Here is a 21949-nt window from a genome sequence, read left to right as displayed (position 1 = left end):
GGGTTGCGGGTTGCGGGTTGCGGGTTGCGGGTTGCGGGTTGCGGGTTGCGGGTTGCGGGTTGGTTCCGCAATGATCCCGGCCGGGATTGGTCCCCGGCTGGGAAAGGTGTGGATGCCGGAGGCAAAACCGGGAAAATTATGTGGAATTGTCTGTCATCTGGAGCGCCGCATCCGCTCTGGCAGGCTGCTGAAAAAGTATTCCGAGGTTGCTCCGGGGCGGAGATCTTCCAACATGGTTGACGATCTCCCCGGAAACCGCAGGTTTTGTCTCGTGACCGGACCGATTTTTTGATTTTCAACGCAAAGCCGGGTAGATCCACGACATTTTCAGCAGCTTGGTAGGGATTTTTCAGCCTGCCAATATGAGCGGCGGTCCCCCCGGGCGCGTTTGGGCAGCGCGTAGCGTTGAGGGAGTATGTTGGAGCGCCGGTGACTCAGCGGAAGGTCGGTGCGGAGGGCTGCTGACCCTCCGGCTGACCCTCTGGTTGGCCGCCGAGCGCTTCCGTCAGCCTTGCGGCCGCACCGGCGACACGACGGCCGAAATCCTCCACCCGGTCGGGCGGCATTCGGGCAGCGAGGCCGGAGATGGAAAGGGCGCAGGCCGCGTCTCCGTTCGGGTCGCGCACTACGGCGGCGACGCAGCGCAGGCCGGGAACGAACTCCTCGTCATCCACGGCGTAGCCCCGCGCGCGGATCGCCGCGATCTCCTGCATCACCGCCTTGGCAGAGGTCAGGCCCCGGGGCGTCACGGGCCTGATGCCGAAGCGGTCGATGAAGCGGGCGATCGCCTCGTCCTCCCACGTGGCGAGGATGGCCTTTCCCATGCCGGAGGAAAGCACTGGCGTCCGCCCCCCGGGTGCGGCGGTGGCGCGGGTGATTTCCCGGCTCTCCGCCTGGCAGATGGTCACGACTTCCCCCTCCTCCAGAATGCCGAGATTGGCTGTTTCGCGGGTCTGGTCGCGCAGCTGGCGGAGGAAGGGCATGGCGGGGGCGATGAAGCTCCGCCGCGCCGAATAGGCCTGTCCCACGGCAAAGCTCTGCCGTCCGACATGCCAGCGGCCAGCGGCATCCGTCTGCACATAGCGGCGGCGTTCGAGCGTGGTCAGCAGGCGGTGAACGGTGGAGGCGGCCAGCCCTGCCTCCGCCGCGAGATCGGAAAGCCGCGCGCCATCTTCCTGACGGGCCAGCAGTTCCAGCAGGGTGAGCGCCCGCTCTACCGACTGGACGGAGCCGTGATCTGCCATTTCCAGAATCGCTTCCTGATTTTCCGCATCGTGGAAAAGTTTGCCGAAACCCCTGCCGCCCCGCAACCCCCGGCCCTATGCTCTCCTCCAAGAGAGGGAGAGTCACATGACCAACCACCTGACCCGCGCGAACCTGAGCGTCGCGCCCGAGATCGTGTCCTTTGTCGAGGAGACGCTGCTGCCCGGTATCGGCCTGAAGGCCGAGGCGTTCTGGAAGGGCTACGGCGAGATGCTGGCCGCGCTTGCGCCGGAGAACCGCCGCCTCCTGAAGAAGCGCGAGGATATTCAGGCCAAGATCGACGCCTGGGTGCTGGAGCGCAAGGGCCAGCCGTGGGATGCCGCCGCCTATGAGGCCTTCCTGCGCGAGATCGGCTATCTGGTCCCCGAAGGCCCGACCTTCACCATCGGCACGCCCGAGGTGGACCCGGAGATGTCTTCCGTGGCGGGGCCGCAGCTCGTCGTGCCGGTGATGAACGCGCGGTTCGCACTCAACGCGGCCAACGCGCGCTGGGGCTCGCTCTATGACGCGCTCTACGGCACCGATGCGCTGCCCGGACAGGCAGAGGGCAAGGGCTACGACGCAAAGAGGGGGGCGCAGGCGGTGGCCTGGGCGGCGGATTTCCTCGACCGGACCGTGCCGCTCGCGGGAGCGGCGCATAAGGATGTCACCGGCTGGAAGCGCGACGGCGCATCGCTGGTGGCGCTGGTGGGGGATGCGGAACATCCCTTCGAGAATCCGGCGGTTTTCGTGGGTTTCACCGAAGACGGTGAGAAAAAGAGCTGGCTCCTGCGTCAGAACGGTCTGCATATCGAACTGGTGATCGACCCGGCCCATCCGGTCGGCAAGGCCAGCGCCTCCGGGCTGCGCGACGTGGTGGTCGAAGCCGCGCTGACCGCCATTCAGGACTGCGAGGATTCCATCGCCGCCGTGGATGCTGCCGACAAGGCGGAGGTCTATGGCAACTGGCTGGGCCTGATGACCGGAACGCTCACCGACACCTTCCAGAAGGGCGGCGAGACGATGACCCGCCGTCTGGCGGAGGACCGGACCTTCACCGCCCCCGATGGCTCCACGCTCACCCTGCCGGGCCGCGCGGTGATGCTGGTGCGCAACGTCGGCCATCTGATGACCACGGATGCGGTGCTGCTGGACGGGCAGGAAACGCCCGAGGGCATCATGGATGCGATCATGACCGTGGCCGCGGCGATGTATGACCTTCGCAAGAGCGAGGGGCCGCGCAACAGCCGCAAAGGCTCTGTCTATGTGGTGAAACCCAAGATGCACGGGCCGGAGGAAGTCGCCTTCGCCGACCGCACCTATGCATGGGTGGAAGATATCCTCGGCCTGCCGCGCAACACGGTGAAGCTCGGCGTCATGGATGAGGAGCGGCGCACGTCGGCCAACCTTGGCGAGTGCATCCGCGCGGTGAAGGACCGGATCGTGTTCATCAACACGGGCTTCCTCGACCGGACGGGCGACGAGATCCACACCTCCATGCAGGCTGGCCCCTTCATTCCCAAGGAGGAGATGAAGGGCGCGGCCTGGCTCAAGGCCTATGAGGATGGCAACGTCGATGTGGCGCTGGCCGATGGTTTCGAGGGGCGCGCGCAGATCGGCAAGGGCATGTGGGCCAAGCCCGATGCCATGGCGGAGATGCTGAAGGTCAAGATCGGCCATCCCGAGGCAGGCGCCACGACGGCCTGGGTGCCTTCGCCGACCGCTGCCGTCCTGCATGCCACGCATTACCACCTGGTCAACGTGGCCGACCGTCAGGAGGCGCTGAAGTCCCGCAAGCGTCCGGCGCTCGCTACCCTCCTCACGCCGCCGCTGCTGGCGGGACGGAACCTCTCGGCGGAGGAGGTGGCGCGTGATCTGGACAATAACTGTCAGGGCATCCTTGGCTATGTCGTCCGCTGGGTGGATCAGGGGATCGGTTGCTCCAAGGTGCCGGACATCAACGACGTGCCGCTGATGGAGGACCGCGCGACCTGCCGGATTTCCTCGCAATACGTGACCAACTGGCTGGTGCACGGGCTGGTGACGAAGGCCGAGGTGGAGGACGCGCTGCGCCGCATGGCGGAGAAGGTGGACCGGCAGAACGCGGGCGATCCGGCCTATCGGCCCATGGCTCCGGCCTTCGACGGGCCTGCGTTCAAGGCCGCGCATGACCTGATCTTCAAAGGGGTGGAGCAGCCTTCGGGGTATACGGAGCCGGTGCTCCATGCCCGCCGCCGGGAGGCGAAGGCGCTGCAGGCCGCCTGACATCGGAGTGACGCGGGGGTGGCACGGCCGAACGCGCGGTGTGCCACCCGCCTGACGGGAAGGGAACACCATCCCGCCGGCCCGCGAGGGTTTGACGGATATTGAGGGGGTTGCGCGGTCCGCCGCGCGGCTCCACTGTGGCCTGTGGGAGCGAAGGGGAGGAGCCACCATGCAGATGCCGGAACCGAATGCGGCGATCCTGTCCCGCAAGGCTGCGGTCGTGGCGGCCCTTCGCGCCGCGCTGCCCGCGGATGCGGTGATCGACGATCCCGCGGAGACGCTGGCCTATGAATGCGACGCGCTTTCGGCCTATCGCTGTCCGCCGCTCGCCGTGGTGCTGCCGCGCACGACGGCGGAGGTCGCGGCGGCGCTGAAAATCCTGCATGCCGAGGGTGTGCCGGTGGTGCCGCGGGGCGCCGGGACAAGCCTCGCTGGCGGCTCCATGCCCACGGCGGATGCGGTGGTGGTGGGCCTGGCGCGCATGAACCGGGTGCTGGAGGTCGATTACGACGACCGTTTCATCCGGGTGGAGGCAGGACGCACCAACCTCTCCGTCACCGGGGCGGTGGAGGCGGACGGGTTCTTCTATGCGCCCGACCCCTCGTCGCAGCTTGCCTGTGCGATCTCCGGCAATATCGCCATGAATTCCGGCGGGGCGCATTGCCTCAAATACGGGGTGACGACCAACAACCTGCTGGGCGTCACGCTGGTGACCATGGCGGGAGAGGTTGTGACAATCGGGGGTCCGTGGTCCGACGCACCGGGGATCGACCTGCTCGGCGTCGTCTGCGGCTCGGAGGGACAGCTCGGGATCGTGACGGAGGCGTGGCTGCGCATCCTGCCCAAGCCCGAAGGCGCGCGCCCCGTGCTGATCGGCTTTGCCGCGAACGAGGTGGCGGGGGCCTGTGTCTCCGACATCATCCGGGAGGGCGTGCTGCCCGTGGCCATCGAGTTCATGGACCGCCCCTGCATCGTGGCCACGGAAGCCTTTGCCCATGCGGGCTATCCCGACTGCGAGGCACTCCTGATCGTGGAGGTCGAGGGGTCGGAGCCGGAGATCGCGGAGCAGATCGCGCTGATCCGGGCCATCGCGGAGCGCCACGACCCGGTCGAATTCCGCGAGGCCCGGACCGAGGATGAGGCGCGGCGCATCTGGCTTGGCCGGAAATCCGCCTTTGGCGCGATGGGCCAGATGGGCGATTACATGTGTCTTGACGGCACCATTCCGGTCAGCGCGCTGCCGGAGGTGCTCCGCCGGATCGGCGACATGTCGCGCGATTACGGGCTGGATGTGGCGAATGTGTTCCATGCGGGCGACGGCAACATGCACCCGCTGATCCTGTTCGATGCGAACAAGCCCGGCGATCTGCAGCTTTGCGAAGCGCTCGGCGCGGATATCCTGCGGCTCTGCGTGGAGGTCGGCGGTTGCCTGACCGGCGAACATGGCGTGGGTGTGGAGAAGCGCGACCTGATGGAGGCGCAGTTCAACCCCGACGATCTGGAGGCGCAGTTGCGGGTGAAGGATGTGTTCGACCCGAAATGGCTGCTGAACCCGGCCAAGGTGTTCCCGCTGCATGTCACCGCCTCGCGCCGTGTCGCAGCCTGAACGGAGACGGAATGCGACCTGAAAGTGAAGAAGAGCTGGCCGAGGCGATCCGCCTCGCGACCGATCCGCTGGAAATCCGCGGGGGAGGCACCCGGACGACGGGGCGGCAGGAAACCAACGCCGCCGTGCTGGAGACGGGCGGGCTGCGGGGTATCCGCCTTTACGAGCCGGGCGCGCTGACGCTGGTGGTGGGCGCGGGCACGCCGCTTGCGGAGGTCGAAGCGGCGGTGACGGCGGAGCGTCAGCGGCTGCCGTTCGAGCCTGCCGACTGGGCGGGGCTGACCGGCGCGCCGGGGATCGGCACCATCGGCGGGGTGGTTGCCGCGAATGCCTCGGGGCCGCGACGGGTGCAGGCGGGGGCCTGCCGCGATAGCCTCATCGGGGTGCGGTTCGTGGATGGCAGCGGCACGGTGGTGAAGAACGGCGGACGGGTGATGAAAAACGTCACCGGCTATGATCTTGTCAAGCTCATGGCGGGGAGCTGGGGCACCCTCGGCGTGCTGACGGAGGTGGCGTTCAAGCTGCTCCCCGCCGCGCAGGCCCAGGCCACGGTGGTGCTCCCCGATCTCGGCGCGGGAGAAGCGGTGCCGGCGCTCGCCTCCGGGCTGACCTCGCCCTATGACGTGAGCGGGGCTGGCTGGCTGCCGGGCGTCGGTGCGATGCTGCGGCTGGAGGGGCTGGAAGGCTCCGTCCGCCACAGGTCGGGCGCATTGGCGCGGCGGCTCGCGCCCTTTGGTGCCGCTGAGATCGTGGACGGGCAGGACCAGTGGCGTGCTCTGGCGGAGGTCAGGCCGTTCCACGGGCAGACGGGTGATGTCTGGCGTTTCAACATCCGGCCCTCGGAAGCGCCGCGCCTTGTCGCGCGGCTGGATGCGCCCGTGGTGCTGGACTGGGGCGGCGGGCTGGTCTGGGCGCTGCTGCCCGAGGGAACGGACGCGCGTGCGCTTGCTGGCCCGCTAGCCGGACATGCCACGCGGATACGCGGCGCGGGAGCTGGAGCGTTCCCGCCCGAACTGCCGCCGATCGCGGCGCTGACGGCGGGTCTGCGGGCGCAGTTCGACCCGCGCGGCATTCTCAACCCCGGAAGGATGGGCTGATGCAGACCAATTTCACGCCCGAGCAACTGGAGGATCCGGGCACTGCCCGCGCCAATCAGGTTCTCCGCGCCTGCGTGCATTGCGGTTTCTGCACCGCGACCTGCCCGACCTATCAGGTGCTGGGCGATGAGCTGGACAGCCCGCGCGGCCGCATCTACCTCATCAAGGACATGCTGGAGCAGAACCGCCCGGCGGATGAAAAGACGGTCAAGCACTTGGACCGCTGCCTGTCCTGCCTGTCCTGCATGTCCACCTGTCCGTCCGGCGTGCATTACATGCACCTGATAGACCACGCGCGCGCGCATGTGGAAAAGACCTATCGCCGCCCGTGGATGGACCGGCTGCTGCGGGGAATGCTGGCGCGGATCCTGCCTTATCCCGGGCGATTCCGGCTGGCGCTCAGGGGCGCGCAGCTCGCGCGGCCCTTCGCGGCGCTGATGCCGGACCGGCGGTTGCGGGCGATGCTGGACATGGCGCCCCGGACGCTGCCGAAGCCCAGCCCGAACGATGCGGCGCAGACCTTTCCGGCGGAGGGGGAGCGGCGGATGCGCGTGGCCCTGCTCATCGGCTGCGCGCAGCGGGCGCTGGACAGCGATATCAACGACGCGACGATCCGTCTGCTGACCCGGCTGGGTTGCGAGGTGGTGATCCCACGCGGGTTGGGCTGCTGCGGCAGTCTCGTCCATCACATGGGCCGGGAGGGGGAGGCCCATGCGCAGGCCGCCGCCGCCATCCGGGCCTTCACCGGGGTGGAGGGGCTGGACGCCATCGTCATCAACACCTCCGGCTGCGGCACCACGATGAAGGACTACGGCCACATGTTCCGCAATGACCCGCTGGCGGCGGAGGCGGCGGAGGTGTCGCGCCTTGCCTGCGACATCTCCGAGCTGCTGGAGCGGCTGGGTGTGCCGGAGCAGGCCCCGCAGGGCATCCGCGTGGCCTATCACGCCGCCTGCTCGCTCCAGCACGGCCAGCAGGTGAAGACCGCGCCGAAGACCGCCCTGAAGCGCGCGGGGTTCGAGGTGGTGGAGCCTGCCGACCCGCATCTGTGCTGCGGCTCCGCCGGCACCTACAACCTGCTGCAACCCGAGATCTCGGCCGAGCTGAAGCGGCGGAAGGTTGCCACGCTGGAGGCGAAGGCGCCCGAGGTCATCGCGGCGGGCAATATCGGCTGCATGATGCAGATCGGCTCGGGCACTGCCGTGCCGGTCGTCCATACGGTGGAGCTCATCGACTGGGCGACGGGCGGGCCGATGCCGCGAAAGCTGGCGGGGCGCGATTTTCCCGGCCATTCCAGGCCCGCCGCGTGATGCGGTGCTTGATCCGCGGCGCGCTTCGCGCGATCCTCACGGGATCGCCCGCTGACCGCGGGACACTCTTGACCCGGATTGCCCCATGAACCTGCCCTTCTCTCAGAACGATCTCTCCCATGTGATCGAAACCGACCGTGCCCATGTCTGGCACCACCTGTTGCAGCACAAGGCGCTGGAAACGGCCGATCCGCGCATCATCGTGGAAGGCAAGGGGATGCGCGTCTGGGACGCGGCGGGGCGGGAGTTTCTGGATGCCGTCTCCGGCGGCGTGTGGACGGTCAACGTCGGCTACGGTCGGGAGAGCATTGCCAATGCCGTGCGCGACCAGCTGATCCGCATGAACTATTTTGCGCAGTCGGCGGGGTCCATTCCCGGTTCGCTGTTCGCCGAAAAGCTGATCGAGAAGATGCCCGGTCTGACGCGGGTCTATTACTCGAACTCCGGCTCCGAGGCGAACGAGAAGGTGTTCAAGATGGTCCGCCAGATCTCGGCGCGCCATCACAAGGGCCGCAAGAACAAGATCCTTTATCGGGAGCGCGATTATCACGGCACCACCATCGGTGCGCTGGCCTCCGCCGGGCAGCCGGAGCGCGCGGCGCTCTACGGCCCCTTCCCGGAGGGGTTCGTGCAGGTGCCGCATTGCCTTGAATACCGCAAGCAATGGGATGTCGAGAACTACGGCCAGCGGGCCGCCGATGCCATCGAGGAAGTGATCCTGCGCGAAGGGCCGGACACGGTGGGCCTGCTCTGCCTGGAGCCGATCACCGCGGGGGGCGGGGTGATCGTGGCGCCGGAGGGCTATTGGGAGCGCGTGCAGGAAATCTGCCGTAAGTATGACGTGCTGCTGCATATCGACGAGGTGGTCTGCGGTCTTGGCCGGACGGGCACGTGGTTCGGCTATCAGAACTACGGGGTGGAGCCCGACTTCGTGACGATGGCCAAGGGTGTCGCGTCCGGCTATGCCGCCATCTCCTGCACCGTGACGACGGAGGCGGTGTTCGATCTGTTCAAGGACGATCCCGCCGATCCCCTGTCCTATTTCCGCGACATCTCCACCTTCGGCGGCTGCGCCTCCGGCCCCGCTGCCGCGCTTGAGAACATGCGGATCATCGAAGACGAACAGCTTCTGGACAACACGCTTGCCATGGGGGGCCGGCTGATGGCCAACCTGGAGGCGCTGAAGGAGAAGCATGCCGTCGTGGGGGACGTGCGTGGCAAGGGCTTGTTCCAGGGCGCGGAACTGGTCGCCGACCGGAAGACGAAGGAGCCGGTGGACGAAAAGCTGGCCCAGCGGGTCGTGGCGGAGGCCAATGCGCAGGGTGTCATCATCGGGGTGACGAACCGGTCGCTGCCGGGGCTGAACAATACGCTCTGTCTCAGCCCCGCGCTGATCGCCACGCCCGATGATATCGATCGGATCACCGACGCGATAGACGTGGCGCTGACGAAGGTCTTTGGCTGATCCCGTCTGTCTTGTCCGCGGCAGCGCTTTGGGGCGGGGCTCGATGCCCCGGCTCAAAGCACGCACGGGCTTTGACTTTGCGCACCATTTGTCCTATCTATCTAGCCAGATAGCTAGACAGGTGTGTCATGTGGACGCTACAGGATGCAAAGAACCGGTTCAGCGCTGTGGTGGACGCCGCGCTTTCCGGGCGCCCTCAGGAGGTGAGCCGTCGCGGGAAGCCCGCGGTCGTCGTCCTTTCCGCTTCTGAATATCAGCGTCTGGTCCGTGATGCGCAGGCGGGACGGCGGAGTTTCGTGTCGCATTTGCTGGATTTTCCCGGGCTGGAGGATGTCTCACGCCCGAAGGTCAGGCCGCGCGACGTGGACTTCTGATGTATCTCCTCGATACCAATGTCATCTCCGCCGTGCGACGACCGGACAGGGCCCCGCAGGTCGCGCGTTGGCTGGCGGCCCGACCGGAGGAGGAGCTGTTCCTCTCCGTCATCACGCTGGGGGAGATCGAGCGCGGCATCCGTCGGCAGGAGGCGCGGAACCCCGCCTTTGCCGCCGACCTTCGCGACTGGGTGGAGCGCACGGTCCTGCTGTTCTCCGACCGGATCCTGCCCTTCGGTGCGGAGGATGCGCTGATCTGGGGGCGGCTTTCGGCGGAGATCGGCCATGACGGGGCCGATCTGATGATCGCCGCGAGCGCACTGGCTCGCGATGCGGTGGTGGTGACAGGCAATGTCGCGGATTTTCTGCCGACGGGCGTGCGGCTGGACAACCCTTTCTGATCATACCGGCCCTTTGGATCAGGCCAGCCCTCTGATCAGACCAGCGTTTCCTCCCGCGCCTGCTGGAAGGCCGCGCGGGCCGCGCGGATGGCAGTATGGTGTTCCCCGGCCCAGCGGACCAATCCCTCAATATGCGGCAGAAAGCTCTCTCCCAAGGGGGTGAGCGCATATTCCACTGCGGGCGGCTTCAGCGGATAGACGGTGCGGGTAATCAGCCCGTCTTCCTCGAGCGCGCGCAGGGTGCGGGAAAGCATGCGCTTGGAGACATCGTCGATCGCGCGGAGCAGTTCCGAAAACCGGAGGGGTCTTTCGGCCAGATGCTGAAGGATCAGCGTGCTCCACCGATCGCCCAACCTGTCGAGAACGTCCCGGACGGGACAGTCAGGTGCATAGATGGCTGTGGATCGGTGGAGCGTCATCGGGGGTCTCCAAGGTTACCTTGCAACGTTGTTGGCCCTTCTTGAGCCTGTCTCCCGTTTGCGTCAATATGCAGGTTACGTTTTGTTACCATATGGAGACGGATCATGGCGCAGATTGCTATTCTGGGCGGCACGGGGAATGTCGGACAAGGGCTGGTGGCGGAAGCGCTGCGGCGCGGCCATTCGGTCACCGTCATCGGCCGCAAGGCGCCGGCGAAAGCGCTTCCCCAGGGTGTGACTTTCGTGCAGGGCGATGTGACGGCGCAGACGGATGCGCTGGCGAAATCCCTTGCCGGCACCGACTTGCTCATCAGCGCCGCACGGTTTGCCGATGTGACGGCGGATCAGGTGCTGGCCCTCGTGCGGGAGGCGGGCATTCCGCGGCTGCTGGTCGTGGGAGGGGCAGGGTCGCTGGAGGTCGCTCCCGGAAAGCGGTTGGTCGATACGCCGGAATTCCCGGATGCCTACAAGTCCGAGGCGCTGCCGGGTGCCGATTTCCTCGACACGTTGCGGGGCGTGACGGATGTGGACTGGAGCTTCCTCTCTCCCGCCGCGATGTTTGGCCCCGGGGAGCGGACCGGGACGTTCCGCCTTGGCGGGGATCAGTTGCTGGTCGATGCGGCGGGGGAAAGCAGGATTTCCTATGAGGATTTCGCTGTCGCCCTGCTGGATGAGGTGGATACTCCGCACCACAGCCGCGCCCGCTTCACCATCGCCTACTGAAAGGGCGGGCCGGCGCGGCGGGGCAACACCCTGCTGCCCACGGGCAATCACATGCGCGCCAACGGCAGTTCAGTGCTTGCCTGCGAGGGGATTTGGGAGAAGCCTGTGGCCGATAGCCAGAGGTCATGATGTCCAACGATCCGCTCCTCCAGCCTTACCAGTTGAAGCATCTCACGCTTCGCAACCGCATCCTCATCACCAGCCACGAACCCGCCTATGCCGAGGACGGCATGCCGAAGGCGCGTTATCGCGCCTATCACGGCGAGCGGGCGCGGGCGGGTGTGGCCCTGACGATGACCGCCGGATCGGCCTCCGTTTCACGCGACAGCCCGCCTGCGTTCAACAACATTCTCGCCTGGAAGGATGAGGTCGTGCCGTGGATGCGCGAGCTGGCCGATGAATGCCATGAGGCAGGGGCCGCGGTGATGATCCAGCTCACCCATCTGGGGCGCCGGACACGGTGGGACCAGGGGGACTGGCTGCCCGTCGTCTCCTCCGGCGGGGAGCGGGAGGCGGCGCACCGGGCATTTCCGAAGCGTGTCGAGGAGTGGGACATCGCGCGGATCATCGGAGATTATGCCGACGCGGCGGAGCGGATGCAGGCGGCGGGTCTCGACGGGATCGAACTCGAATGCTACGGCCACCTGCTCGACCAGTTCTGGTCGCCGCTGACGAATACGCTGGAGGCGCCTTATGGCGGCGATCTGGACAACCGCCTCCGGCTGACCTTCGATGTGCTGTCGGAGATCCGAAGGCGCTGCGGCCCGGAGTTCATCGTGGGGCTGCGGGCGACTTTTGACGAGCGGCTGCCCGGCGGGATCGACGGCGAGATGGGCCTTCGGATCGCGGAGCGGCTGACGGCCTCCGGCATGGTCGATTTCCTCAACGTCATCCGGGGGCATATCGACACCGATCCGGGCCTGACCGATGTCATTCCCATACAGGGCATGCCCGCGGCGCCGCATCTGGATTTCGCGGCCCGTATCCGGGCGGCGACCGGGCTTCCGGTGTTTCACGCCGCGCGGATACCGGACCTTGCCACGGCGCGGCACGCGGTGGCGAGCGGCGCGCTCGACATGGTCGGGATGACGCGGGCCCATCTGGCCGACCCGCATCTGGTGGCCAAACTGCTGGCGGGGGAGGAGGAACGCATCCGTCCCTGTGTCGGGGCGAACTATTGCCTCGACCGCATCTATCAGGGTGGCATGGCGCTCTGCCTGCACAACCCCTCCTCCGGGCGCGAGATCGAGCTTCCGCATCGCATCGCGCCGTCGGAGCACCCGCTGCGCGTGACCGTGGTCGGCGCAGGCCCCGGGGGTCTGGAAGCGGCGCGGGTGGCGGCGGAGCGGGGTCATGCGGTGACCGTGCTGGAAGCAGCCGCCCAACCCGGCGGGCAGCTCCGCCTTGCCGCGCGCAGCGAGCGGCGGCGGGAGATGCTCTCCGTCATCGGATGGCGTATGGCGGAATGCGAGCGGCGGGGTGTCAGCTTCCGTTTCAACACCTATGCCGAAGCGGAGACCGTGGCGGAAACCCGGCCCGATGTGGTGGTCGTGGCGACCGGGGGAATGCCGGACGGCCCCGTCCTTGCCAGGGGCGATGACCTGACCGTCTCTGCCTGGGATATCCTGTCGGGCGACGCGGCACCGGGACGGAACGTGCTGATCTACGACGATGCGGGCGACCATGCCGGATTGCAGGCCGCAGACATGATCGCCAGAAACGGCGGGCAGGTGGAGATCGTGTTCCCCGACCGGAACGTCGCCCCGGAGGTGATGAGCATGAACCTCGTCCCCTACGTGCGGTCCCTGCAGAAGGCAGGCGCGGTCATGACCGTGACCTGGCGCGTTCAGGAGGTGTCGCGTGACGGGAACGGCCTTATCGCGCGGCTGGGCAGCGATTATGGCGACGCGGTGCAGGAGCGGCGGGTGGATCAGGTTGTCGTCAACCATGGCACACGACCCCTTGATGACATCTACTTCGCGCTGAAGCCGGGGTCGCTGAACGGGGGTGCCGTGGATTACGCGGCGCTTGTCACGGGTGCGCCGCAGAGGATCGTCGCGAACGCCTCCGGGAGTTACCGGCTTTACCGGATCGGCGATGCTGTGGCCGCGCGGAATGTTCACGCGGCCATCCATGATGCGCTGCGGCTGGTGCGGCTGATCTGAGCTGGCAGCGGCGGGAGGAAGCGCTATCTCCCGCCCATGAAACGCGCGATCGTGACAGGGGGTGCCGGCCTCATCGGCACGGGACTCTGCGAGGCTCTGGCCTCGGCAGGGTGGGATGTCGCCTCACTCGACCTTCGGGAGGGGGCGGGCGCGGCGCAGCAGGTGATCTGCGACGTGACGGACGAGGGTTCCGTCGCAGCGGCTTTCGAAATGCTGGGCTGGGACGAGATCGACCTGCTGGTGAACAACGCCGGGATCGCGAAACCCTATGGCGGGCCTCTGGCGGAGATGTCGCTTGCCGAATGGCGGCGGGTGGTGGACAGCCATCTGACCGGAGCCTTTCTTGTCACGCGGGCGGCCATTCCCCGGCTTCGGGCGGGCGGGTCCATCGTCAACATGGCGTCCACCCGCGCCGTCATGTCGGAGCCGGAGACCGAACCTTATGCCGCGTCCAAGGGCGCGTTGATCGCGCTGACCCACGCGCTTGCCGTGAGCCTTGGCCCGCGTATCCGGGTGAATGCGATTGCACCTGGATGGATCGCGGAAGGTGCCGGCCTTGGCCCGCGCGACCATGCCCAGCATCCGGCGGGGCGGGTGGGAACGCCTGCGGATGTAGCGGAGGCGGTCCTATATCTTGCTTCTGCCGGGTTCATGACCGGTCAGGTTCTGGTGCTTGACGGCGGCATGACCCGGAAGATGATCTACGAGGACTGACCTGCCCTGCTAACCCGCCAGCCGCTTCCGGGGCAGCAGGATCGCAAGGATCAGCCCTGCGAGAGCAATGGTGGCAGAGGTGAGGTAAAGCGTGTGATAGGTCGTCGAGACGAGCGCCTCCGCCGCGAGCGCCCCCGGACCTCCACCCGCGACCTCGGCCCGCAGGCCTTCCAGCCCGGGGGAACCGGCGCTCTCCAGATGGGCCGACACGATCGCGCCGTAGATGGAAACCGCGACGGCCGCCCCGGCGATGCGGACGAGCGTAACGGCCCCTGTCGCGGCGCCTACATCCTTGCGCGGCGCCTCTGCCTGAACGCCGATCACCGGCGACTGCTGGACGAGCCCATTGGAAAAGCCGATTGCCATCATGACGGCGCCCACCACCCCATAGGAAGTTTGCCCCGCCGGGAGATAGGCCAATACGCACAGCCCGAGCGAGGCAAAGCCCATGCCGATCAACAACAGTTCCCGCAGCCGTCCCGTCCGGGAGATGACCTGCCCCGCGATGAGCGAGCCTATGGCCATGCCGCAGGTGATCGCGATGAAGAACAGGCCCGCTTTCGCGGGGGCGAGACCTGTCGAAAGCTGAAGATAGATCGCGTGATAATTCACGAGACCGATGGCGATGGCCCCGTTCGCCGCCCCGATGAGGAGGAGAAGCGGGAAGCTGCGGCTCTGAAAGAGAGACAGCGGGATGATCGGTTCCGCCGCCCGCCGCTCGAACCGCACCCAAAGCAGGATGCTCACGATCGCAAGCGTTGCAAGCCCCGCCGCGCCGAGGGCCGCGTGTCCCTCGAACACCTGCTGCACGTCCGCGAGCATGACGATGCTGATGATGGCGATTGTCAGCGTCACCGCCCCCGCCACGTCGATCTTGCGTCGCATGTATTTGCGCCGCCGCGGCAGCAGGATGGTAAGACCCAGCATCACCACCGCGCCGATCGGAAGGTTGATGAGGAAGATGCTGCGCCAGCCCCATATCTGCGTGAGCGTTCCGCCAAGCGCCGGGCCGATGGAAGCCGCGCACATGAGCACGAGGCTGGTGAAGCTTTGATACTTCGCCCGTTCCCGCGGCTCGAAAAGGTCGGCGTTCACCGAAAAGACGCTGACCATGACGCCACCGCCGCCAAGCCCTTGGAGAACGCGGGCCGCGATCAGCCAGTTTATGTCCGGCGCGAGGCCGCAGGCGAAGGAGCCGACGAGGAACAGCACAACGGCAAACAACAGCACGGGCTTCCTGCCGAACATGTCGCCGAGCTTGCCGTAGATCGGCATGGTGGCACATTGGGCAAGCATGTAGGCGGCGGTGATCCAGCCGATCCGCTCTGCCCCGTGCAGGTCACTGACGATCGCGGGCAGCGCCGTGGAAACCACTTGCACGTCAAGCATCGCCATGAAGATCGTGAGCATCAGGAGAGCAAAGATCGTCATCTTGCGCGAATGCGGCAGCAGCGCCGCCGGGGGCAGATCGGAGGGAGCTGCGACTGTGGTATCGCTCATCGGCTTTTCCGCTATGGAGATATTGGGGGCGGGTTAAGCCTGACGACGGCGAGAGGCAATCCACCCTGCGACAACATGCGGCATTTTTGCCTCTCGGCAAGGTGCGACGTGGCGGGTGCAGCCGTGCGTCAGCGCCGCAGAGCAGGGACGTGGCCCATATGGACGTGGCCCATGGCGAGCATGGGGCGAGCATGGGGCGAGGCTTGCCAAGCGGCGCGCGTGAGGTCTAAATCGCGACGGACCTCCCTGAACAGCGAAACCATGAGCCTCCGAATGAGCCGGCGTGATCTTCTTCTGGCTGGGGCCGCGATGCCGGTGCTGCTTTCGGTTGTTCCCGCACGGGGCGAGGCGCAGCGGATCGAGACACTGCTGGACCGTATGACCCTGGAGGAAAAGGCGGGGCAACTGACGCTCGTCAACGACCCGTTCCGCTGGCGGCCGGGAAACGTCAATCCCGACGCCTTCGATCCCGGCCAGCAGGCCGTGGCGCAGGAGATCCGTGAGGGCCGGATCGGCGCGCTTTTCAACGGAATCGGCGCGGCGCAGGCGCGGTATGCCCAGCGTCTGGCCGTGCAGGAAAGCCGGCTGGGCATACCGCTGCTGCTGGCCGCCGATGTCATTCACGGGTTGCGGACGATTTTTCCCGTGCCGCTGGCGGAGACGGCCAGCTGGGATCCCGATCTCGCCGCCCGCACGGCCCGCGCCGCCGCAACGGAAGCGGGCGCTTCCGGCATCCATCAGACCTATGCCCCGATGGTGGATATCGCGCGGGATCAACGCTGGGGCCGCGTGGTGGAGGGGGCGGGAGAGGACGTCCTTCTCGGTCGCCTTTTCGCTGCAGCCCGGGTGCGCGGGTTTCAGGGAGACGATCTGCGGGACGCCTCCTCCCTCGTCGCCACGCCGAAGCACTTCGCGGCCTATGGCGCGGCGGAAGGCGGGCTGGATTATGCGGGGGCGGAGCTGTCGGAGCGGGTGCTGAGAGAGGTGTATCTGCCGCCCTTCCGGGCTGCGTTCGACGCGGGCGCGTGCTCCGTGATGTGCGGGTTCAATACGGTCAACGGGATCCCAGCCACTGCCGACCCTTGGCTGCTGCAACAGGTGCTGCGGCGGGAATGGGGTTTCCGCGGCTATGTCGTGTCCGATTACACCGCCGATGCGGAGCTTGTCTCGCATGGTTTTGCAGAGGACGCGCGCGATGCGGTGCGTCTGGCCTTTCTGGCGGGAGTGGACATGTCGATGAACAGCCGCCTCTACCAGCGTTACCTGCCGGAGCTGGTGGCGGAAGGCGTGGTGCCGATGGCCCGGCTGGATGATGCGGTGCGCCGCGTCCTGCGGGTGAAGGAGGCGCTCGGACTGTTCGACGATCCGTGGCGGGGGATGGATTCGGAACGGGAGGCGCGGGTGGTCCGCGCGCCCGCCCATGTCGCGCTGGCGCGGGAGGCGGCGCGCCGCTCTGTCGTTCTGCTCAGGAACGAGGGGGGGCTGCTGCCGCTTCGCCCCGATCTTCGGCTCGCGCTGATCGGCCCTTTCGGCACAGATGCGGACAACGTGCTCGGCCCGTGGTCGATCTTCGGTGAGCGGGAGCATGCGGTCACGCTGGAGGCCGGTATTCGCGCAGCCATCGCCGATCCCGGCCGGCTGACCGTGGTCCCCGGCTCCGGGATCGAGAGCGACCTGCCGGGCGGCATCGACGCGGCGGTTGCTGCGGCAGGCGCCGCGGATGTCGTCCTGCTGGCGGTGGGGGAAAGCCAGTGGATGTCCGCCGAGGGTCATTCCCGCACCGAAATCGACCTGCCGCCGCAGCAGGCTGCGCTGGTCGAGGCCGTCATGCAGGCCGGTCGGCCCGTTGTGGTCCTGCTCAAAACCGGGCGCGCCCTGGCCCTGACCGGCAGTGTGGCAGAGGCCGATGCCATCATGGTCACATGGTTTCTGGGGCAGGAGGAGGGGAATGCCGTGGCTGACCTGCTGTTCGGCTCGGCCGCCCCGTCCGGTCGCCTGCCGGTGAGCTTTCCGCTCAGGACGGGGCAGCAGCCCTTCTACTACGCGCGCCTGTCCACGGGCCGGCCCGCGCAGGCAGCGGATCAGGCCTATACCGCGCATTATCGCAACCTGCCCGATGGCGCGCTCTATCCCTTCGGACATGGTCTGACCTACGGGTCGGTCCGCTATGAGCCGCCCCGGTTGTCGGCGGAGCGGCTGATGGCAGGCGGTCGGCTTACGGCCACGGCGCGGCTGGTCAATGACGGGGCCCGGGATGCGGAGGAGGTGGCCCAGCTTTACCTGCGCGACAGGGCCGCCCAGGTGGTGCAACCACGGCGACTGCTGAAGGCCTTCAGGAATGTCACCGTACCCGCAGGCGGCGCGGTTGAGGTGAGCTTTGATCTGGGGGTGGGTGAACTGGCCTATCTCGGGCCGGACATGCAGCCCACCGCCGATCCGGGCTGGTTCGATCTGTGGATCGCGCCCAATGCGGAAAGCGGCGTCGCCGCCGCCTTCCGTCTCGATTAGGTTTTCTGTGCCGTCTGGCCGAGAGCGGCCAGAATGGCGTCCGGCATGATGGGCAGGTGCCGCATTCGGATACCGACCGCGTTGAAGATCGCATTGCCGATGGCCGGAGCCACGACCGTGGTTGCCGGCTCTCCCAGCCCCACGGGGGCTTCCGTACTGGGCAGGAAGGCGATGTCGATCTCCGGCGTGTCGATCATCCTGAGCGGTGTATAGGTATCGAGGTTGTGATCGCGCACATTTCCGCCCTCGAACTCCGTCCCCTCATAGAGCGCCATGGACAGACCCCAAAGAGTTGCGCCCTCCGTCTGGGCCATCGCGCCATCCGGGTCTACGATGATGCCGGCATCCGTGGCGATTGCGAGCTTCTCTACCCTGACATAGCCGGTTTTGCGGTCCACGTGCACACGCGCGCCGCAGCCCACCCATGTCGGCATGTCACGCTCCTGCCCGAAGCTGGTCGCAAGGCCGATGCCGGTATCGGCCGGCATTTCGCTGCCCCAGCCGATCATCTCTGCCGCACGGCGGAGCGCGGCTGCCTGCCGCGAGGCACCGCCCACCGCAAGCGGCGCGCTCCCCGCGTTCCTTCCCTCCGGCCGGAGCAGCGACAGGCGGAACTCAAGCGGATCACGGCCGAGCTTGTGGGCCGCCTCATCCATGAAACTCTCCACCGCCCAGATCGTCCAGCCCGGCCCGACAGACCGGAGCCAGCCAGGCCGGAAGGTGGCATTGGCAAGATCGTTGGAAATCGCGCGGACCTTCTGCTTGCCCACGCTGTACCAATGGTCGGCGCCGGAAATCGCAAAGGGATCGTAGGGTTCCCCATTCGCGGCCTTGGGCAAGGCAGGGGGTGCCATCACCTGTGTCGGCCAGCCGGCGGCCGCGTCATGCTCCATCGCGGTGACCTGCCCCTGCGTGTCGAAGGCCATGGCCACACGCTGCACGGAGGCGGAGCGGGGGCTGTCGAACAGCACGTCCTGTTCGCGCGTCATGATCATCTTGACCGGTTTGCCGTTCAGCGCCTTGGAGGCGAGCGCGACCGGAACGGCATAGTCGCCGTTCAGCCGCCGTCCGAATCCGCCGCCCAGCATGTAGGTGCGCATCACGATCCGGTCCGCCGGCTCGCCGAGCGCGGCGGCGAGGCTTGGCAGGATCAACGACTGCCACTGGTTGCCGGTATGGATCTCCCAGATGCCGTCGGCGTTGCGGAAGGCGGCGGCATTCAGGGGCTCCAGCTGGAAGTGAAGCACGGTCGCCGTGGTATATTCCGCCTCCAGTTTGTCCGCCCCAGCGGCAAAGGCGGGGGCCGTGTCGCTGTCACCCGTGTCGAGGATCGCACCGGTTTTCCCGTCCGCGATGAGCTTGCGCGCGTGGTCGAGAATATCGCCCTCCGTCACCTTGGCGGTCGGCCCCGCGTCCCAGGTGACCTTGACCTGTGCCGCCGCCCTTTGCGCGGCAAGGTGGCTTGAGGCGATGACCATGACCCATCCCGGAACGGTCCCGGAGGCATCGTCGAGCGTGATGGTCTGCTGATAGCCCTTCACCGCCTTTGCGGCGCTGTCGTCAACGGCCTTGACCTTGGAGCCGACGCGCGTCGGCGGCAGGATGGGTGCAGCCCAGACCGCGCCGTCGATCTTCGCGTCGATGCCGAAGATCGTCTTGCCGGTGATCTTGTTCGGAATGTCCAGCGCCTCGACATCCTGACCGACAAGCCGCAGATCGCCGACGGGCTTCAGCGGCAGCGCCTTCAGCTCATCCTCCGTGAAAGCGCGCGTGATGCCGTCCGAGATCAGTTCCCCGTAGGAAAGGGAATTAGCGCCGGAGGTCACGCGCCCCTCCCGCGCCACGCAATCTGCCGGAGATACGTTCCAGCGGGCGGCGGCGGCTTCGGTCAGGGCGGTGCGCCCGGCGGCGCCCGCCTGCCGGTATATTCCCCAGCTCTGTGCGACGGACCAGCTTCCGCCCGTCACCATCATGCCCCATTTCGCGGCGCTGTCCACATGGGTGATGCGCACATCCGCCCACGGAACGTCCAGTTCGTCCGCGAGGATCCGGGCGATGGCGGTGCCGACATGCTGGCCCATCTCCGCCCGGATGATGTTGACCTCCACCTTTCCCTGACTGTCGATCGTGTACCAGATCGTCGGCTCGAAGACGGCGCCCACGGGCGGCACCGGCACCCCATCCGGCTGGGCCGGGTCCATCGCGGCGAATGCGTGGCGGGCATAGCCGAAAGTGACGCCCGCGGCTGTCATGGTGATGAGGAAACCGCGCCGGGTCAGGCCACGGATGCCCTCTCCCCGCGGCGGAAGACGAAGGTTACCCATTGGTCGTCTCCCGGAGTTCGGCCGCAGCCGCGCGGATGGCCTTGCGGATGCGGACATAGGTCATGCAGCGGCACAGATTGCCCGTCATCACCGCGTCTATGTCGGCATCGGTCGGGTCGGGGATGTCTTTCAGAAAGGCCGCTGCCTGCATGATCTGGCCGGGCTGGCAGTAGCCGCACTGGGGCACGCGGATTGTCCGCCATGCCTTCTGCACGGGATGGGTGCCGTCGGGGTGCAAACCCTCGATCGTCGTGATCTCCGTGCCTTCCACCGACGAAAGCGGCGTGATGCAGGATCGCGTCGCGCGCCCGCCGACATGCACGGTACAGGCCCCGCACATGCCGATCCCGCAGCCGAACTTCGTCCCGGTAAGCCCGGCGATGTCACGGATCACCCAGAGGAGCGGGGTGTCATCCTCGGCATCCACTGTCACCGGCTGTCCGTTCAGGGTGAACTTGGTCATCTGGTCACCTCCTGACCCGTTCAATGTGCAAGCGGCGGCTCCGCACGGATACGCGCCACGGCCTTTTCCAGATCGGGCCAAGGACGTTCCGTCGTGCGGGTCGCGCGCAGATAGGCGGCGATGGCGGCCACCTGACCGTCATCAAGCGCATGGCCGAAGGCGGGCATGACGATGCCCGTCATTCCCTGATCGGCGCGCAGCCCGTCAAGGATCACGTGGATCAGGTTGGCCGGATCGGAGAGCCGCGTGGAGGAGTTGATGCCCAGATCGGGCCGCCCCTTCACGATCTCCCCGCTGTTGTAGTGACAGGAGGCGCAGGCCGTCGCATAGAGACGCTGCCCTTCCTGAAGCCGGTAGTCCGCCTGCGGCGCCTCTGCCTGCAACGCGGCGAGAACGGCGGGGCTCTGCCCTTCATCCGCGGGAGGGGCGCCGACGATATCGCCCAGATAGATGCCGATGGCCCAGAGGTCGCTGTCGGGGAGCTCACGGATCCCCGCATGCACCACGGGCGCCATCGGCCCCGCAGCCGCGCCGTGATAGGTGGTCGCCCCGGTTGCGAGGTAGTCGTGAAAGTCCGCCGCGCGCCAGGGAACGCCCGCGGGGTTCCGCGCGGTCAGGGGCGGTGCATACCAGTTGTCGATGGGCGCGCCCTCATACTGCGCGGCCTTCTGCTCCGCGCCAAGACTGTTGCGCGGCGTGTGGCAGGCGCCGCAATGGGCGATGCCTTCCGCCAGATAGGCGCCACGGTTCCATTCTACGGGTTTTCCGGGGTCGGGCACAAAGGGATGCAGATCCGCAAAGAGGAGCTTCCAGCCAGCCTGAAGGAACCGCAGGTCGAGCGGGAAGGGCAGCTCATTCGTCTGCTTCACGGCCTTCACCGGCGGCACACTGCTCATGATATAGGCATAGAGCGCCGAGATATCAGCATCCGTGATGCGGGAGAAATGGTCGTAGGGAAAGGCGGGAAAGAGATGCTCCCCCTTTTGCCCGATACCTTGGCGCATGGCGCGGGCGAAGGCCGCTTCAGACCATGTGCCGATCCCGGTCTCCGGCTCCGGCGTGATGTTGCTGGAGTAGATCGTGCCGAAATCCGTCTTCATCGCGTAGTTGCCCGCATAGGGCGCCGCATCGCGGGAGGCGGTGTGGCAGGTCGCGCAATAGCCGGCCGCAGCGAGAATTCGGCCTTTTTCAACCAGTGCCGGGTCGAAGCTGTCCGGCGCGGGCCTTGCCACCGGCGCGATGGCTGGATGCCAGGCGTAGATACCGAAGCCGATCGCGCCCACCACAGCGATCGCCGCAAGTCCACCGAGCACGCGCCCAATCATTTTCGCCTCGCTTCCGCTGGGTCCAGTCATCTTCTCACCCGCTGCGGG

At 67.0% G+C, this 21949-nt stretch carries 18 protein-coding genes; 12 read left to right on the top strand and 6 right to left on the bottom strand.

Going from position 1 to position 21949, the window contains the following annotated elements; translation table 11 throughout:
* On the top strand, positions 1-292 hold a 292-nt coding region (locus RT513_RS09235), incomplete at its 5' end, for a hypothetical protein (protein WP_313533933.1).
* Positions 293-434: 142 nt separating this feature from the next.
* On the opposite strand, the gene RT513_RS09230 is transcribed toward RT513_RS09235, so the two are convergent.
* Complete coding sequence (locus tag RT513_RS09230) at positions 435-1244, bottom strand: IclR family transcriptional regulator (protein ID WP_290691515.1); 810 nt, start codon at positions 1242-1244, stop codon at positions 435-437.
* A 106-nt stretch (positions 1245-1350) separates the two neighbouring features.
* Between RT513_RS09230 and RT513_RS09225 the strand changes: the two genes are divergently transcribed.
* The 7 genes from RT513_RS09225 to RT513_RS09195 all read left to right on the top strand — a co-directional run bounded on the left by RT513_RS09225 (position 1351) and on the right by RT513_RS09195 (position 9760).
* Positions 1351-3507, top strand: coding sequence for a malate synthase G (locus RT513_RS09225; RefSeq protein WP_290691513.1), 2157 nt, complete (start codon positions 1351-1353; stop codon positions 3505-3507).
* A 169-nt stretch (positions 3508-3676) separates the two neighbouring features.
* Complete coding sequence (locus RT513_RS09220; RefSeq protein WP_088213961.1) at positions 3677-5113, top strand: FAD-linked oxidase C-terminal domain-containing protein; 1437 nt, start codon at positions 3677-3679, stop codon at positions 5111-5113.
* 11 nt (positions 5114-5124) lie between these two features.
* The gene (locus RT513_RS09215) at positions 5125-6210 is read left to right on the top strand and encodes an FAD-binding protein (RefSeq protein WP_313533932.1); all 1086 of its coding nucleotides are present in this window, start codon (positions 5125-5127) and stop codon (positions 6208-6210) included.
* Positions 6210-7520 carry a glycolate oxidase subunit GlcF gene (gene glcF, locus RT513_RS09210; RefSeq protein ID WP_290691507.1) on the top strand — a complete coding sequence of 437 codons (1311 nt, stop codon included), beginning with the start codon at positions 6210-6212 and terminating at the stop codon, positions 7518-7520. Before RT513_RS09215 ends, glcF begins: the two co-directional genes overlap by 1 nt.
* 85 nt (positions 7521-7605) lie before the next feature.
* A complete protein-coding gene (locus RT513_RS09205) occupies positions 7606-8985 on the top strand; it encodes an aspartate aminotransferase family protein (RefSeq protein ID WP_290691504.1) in 1380 nt (459 codons plus the stop codon).
* Positions 8986-9113: 128 nt separating this feature from the next.
* Positions 9114-9359 carry a type II toxin-antitoxin system Phd/YefM family antitoxin gene (locus RT513_RS09200; protein ID WP_088213965.1) on the top strand — a complete coding sequence of 82 codons (246 nt, stop codon included), beginning with the start codon at positions 9114-9116 and terminating at the stop codon, positions 9357-9359.
* Positions 9359-9760 carry a type II toxin-antitoxin system VapC family toxin gene (locus RT513_RS09195; RefSeq protein WP_088213966.1) on the top strand — a complete coding sequence of 134 codons (402 nt, stop codon included), beginning with the start codon at positions 9359-9361 and terminating at the stop codon, positions 9758-9760. Before RT513_RS09200 ends, RT513_RS09195 begins: the two co-directional genes overlap by 1 nt.
* A gap of 35 nt (positions 9761-9795) precedes the next feature.
* Here RT513_RS09195 and RT513_RS09190 read toward each other — a convergent pair whose 3' ends face one another.
* The gene (locus RT513_RS09190; RefSeq protein WP_290691501.1) at positions 9796-10179 is read right to left on the bottom strand and encodes a helix-turn-helix domain-containing protein; all 384 of its coding nucleotides are present in this window, start codon (positions 10177-10179) and stop codon (positions 9796-9798) included.
* A gap of 105 nt (positions 10180-10284) precedes the next feature.
* Here RT513_RS09190 and RT513_RS09185 point away from each other — a divergent pair, with 105 nt between their 5' ends.
* The 3 genes from RT513_RS09185 to RT513_RS09175 all read left to right on the top strand — a co-directional run bounded on the left by RT513_RS09185 (position 10285) and on the right by RT513_RS09175 (position 13781).
* Positions 10285-10902 (top strand): NAD(P)-dependent oxidoreductase, encoded by a 618-nt coding sequence (locus RT513_RS09185; RefSeq protein WP_290691499.1) that lies wholly within the window; start codon positions 10285-10287, stop codon positions 10900-10902.
* Positions 10903-11030: 128 nt separating this feature from the next.
* Complete coding sequence (locus RT513_RS09180) at positions 11031-13067, top strand: NADH:flavin oxidoreductase (RefSeq protein WP_290691497.1); 2037 nt, start codon at positions 11031-11033, stop codon at positions 13065-13067.
* Positions 13068-13103: 36 nt separating this feature from the next.
* Positions 13104-13781 (top strand): SDR family oxidoreductase, encoded by a 678-nt coding sequence (locus RT513_RS09175; RefSeq protein ID WP_290691495.1) that lies wholly within the window; start codon positions 13104-13106, stop codon positions 13779-13781.
* Positions 13782-13790: 9 nt separating this feature from the next.
* Here the strand turns inward: RT513_RS09175 and RT513_RS09170 are convergent, their stop codons facing one another.
* Positions 13791-15281, bottom strand: coding sequence for an MDR family MFS transporter (locus RT513_RS09170; RefSeq protein ID WP_290691494.1), 1491 nt, complete (start codon positions 15279-15281; stop codon positions 13791-13793).
* Between the two features lie 273 nt (positions 15282-15554).
* Between RT513_RS09170 and RT513_RS09165 the strand changes: the two genes are divergently transcribed.
* Positions 15555-17789, top strand: a complete 2235-nt coding sequence (locus RT513_RS09165; RefSeq protein ID WP_290691492.1) for a glycoside hydrolase family 3 N-terminal domain-containing protein — start codon at positions 15555-15557, stop codon at positions 17787-17789.
* On the opposite strand, the gene RT513_RS09160 is transcribed toward RT513_RS09165, so the two are convergent.
* From RT513_RS09160 to RT513_RS09150, 3 genes are read right to left on the bottom strand one after another with little or no spacing between them, the layout of a single operon-like run.
* Positions 17786-20113, bottom strand: a complete 2328-nt coding sequence (locus RT513_RS09160) for a xanthine dehydrogenase family protein molybdopterin-binding subunit (protein ID WP_290691490.1) — start codon at positions 20111-20113, stop codon at positions 17786-17788. The genes RT513_RS09165 and RT513_RS09160 overlap by 4 nt on opposite strands.
* Positions 20106-20576: a (2Fe-2S)-binding protein gene (locus RT513_RS09155; protein WP_290691487.1), complete on the bottom strand. Its 471-nt coding sequence runs from the start codon at positions 20574-20576 to the stop codon at positions 20106-20108. The genes RT513_RS09160 and RT513_RS09155 overlap by 8 nt, the downstream gene beginning before the upstream one ends.
* A gap of 20 nt (positions 20577-20596) precedes the next feature.
* Positions 20597-21889, bottom strand: a complete 1293-nt coding sequence (locus tag RT513_RS09150; protein ID WP_313533930.1) for a c-type cytochrome — start codon at positions 21887-21889, stop codon at positions 20597-20599.
* Positions 21890-21949 lie beyond the last annotated feature (60 nt).

This window comes from Haematobacter sp. (assembly GCF_032102465.1).
Classification (GTDB): Bacteria; Pseudomonadota; Alphaproteobacteria; order Rhodobacterales; family Rhodobacteraceae; genus Haematobacter.
This window is presented reverse-complemented; position numbering and strand designations above follow the sequence as displayed.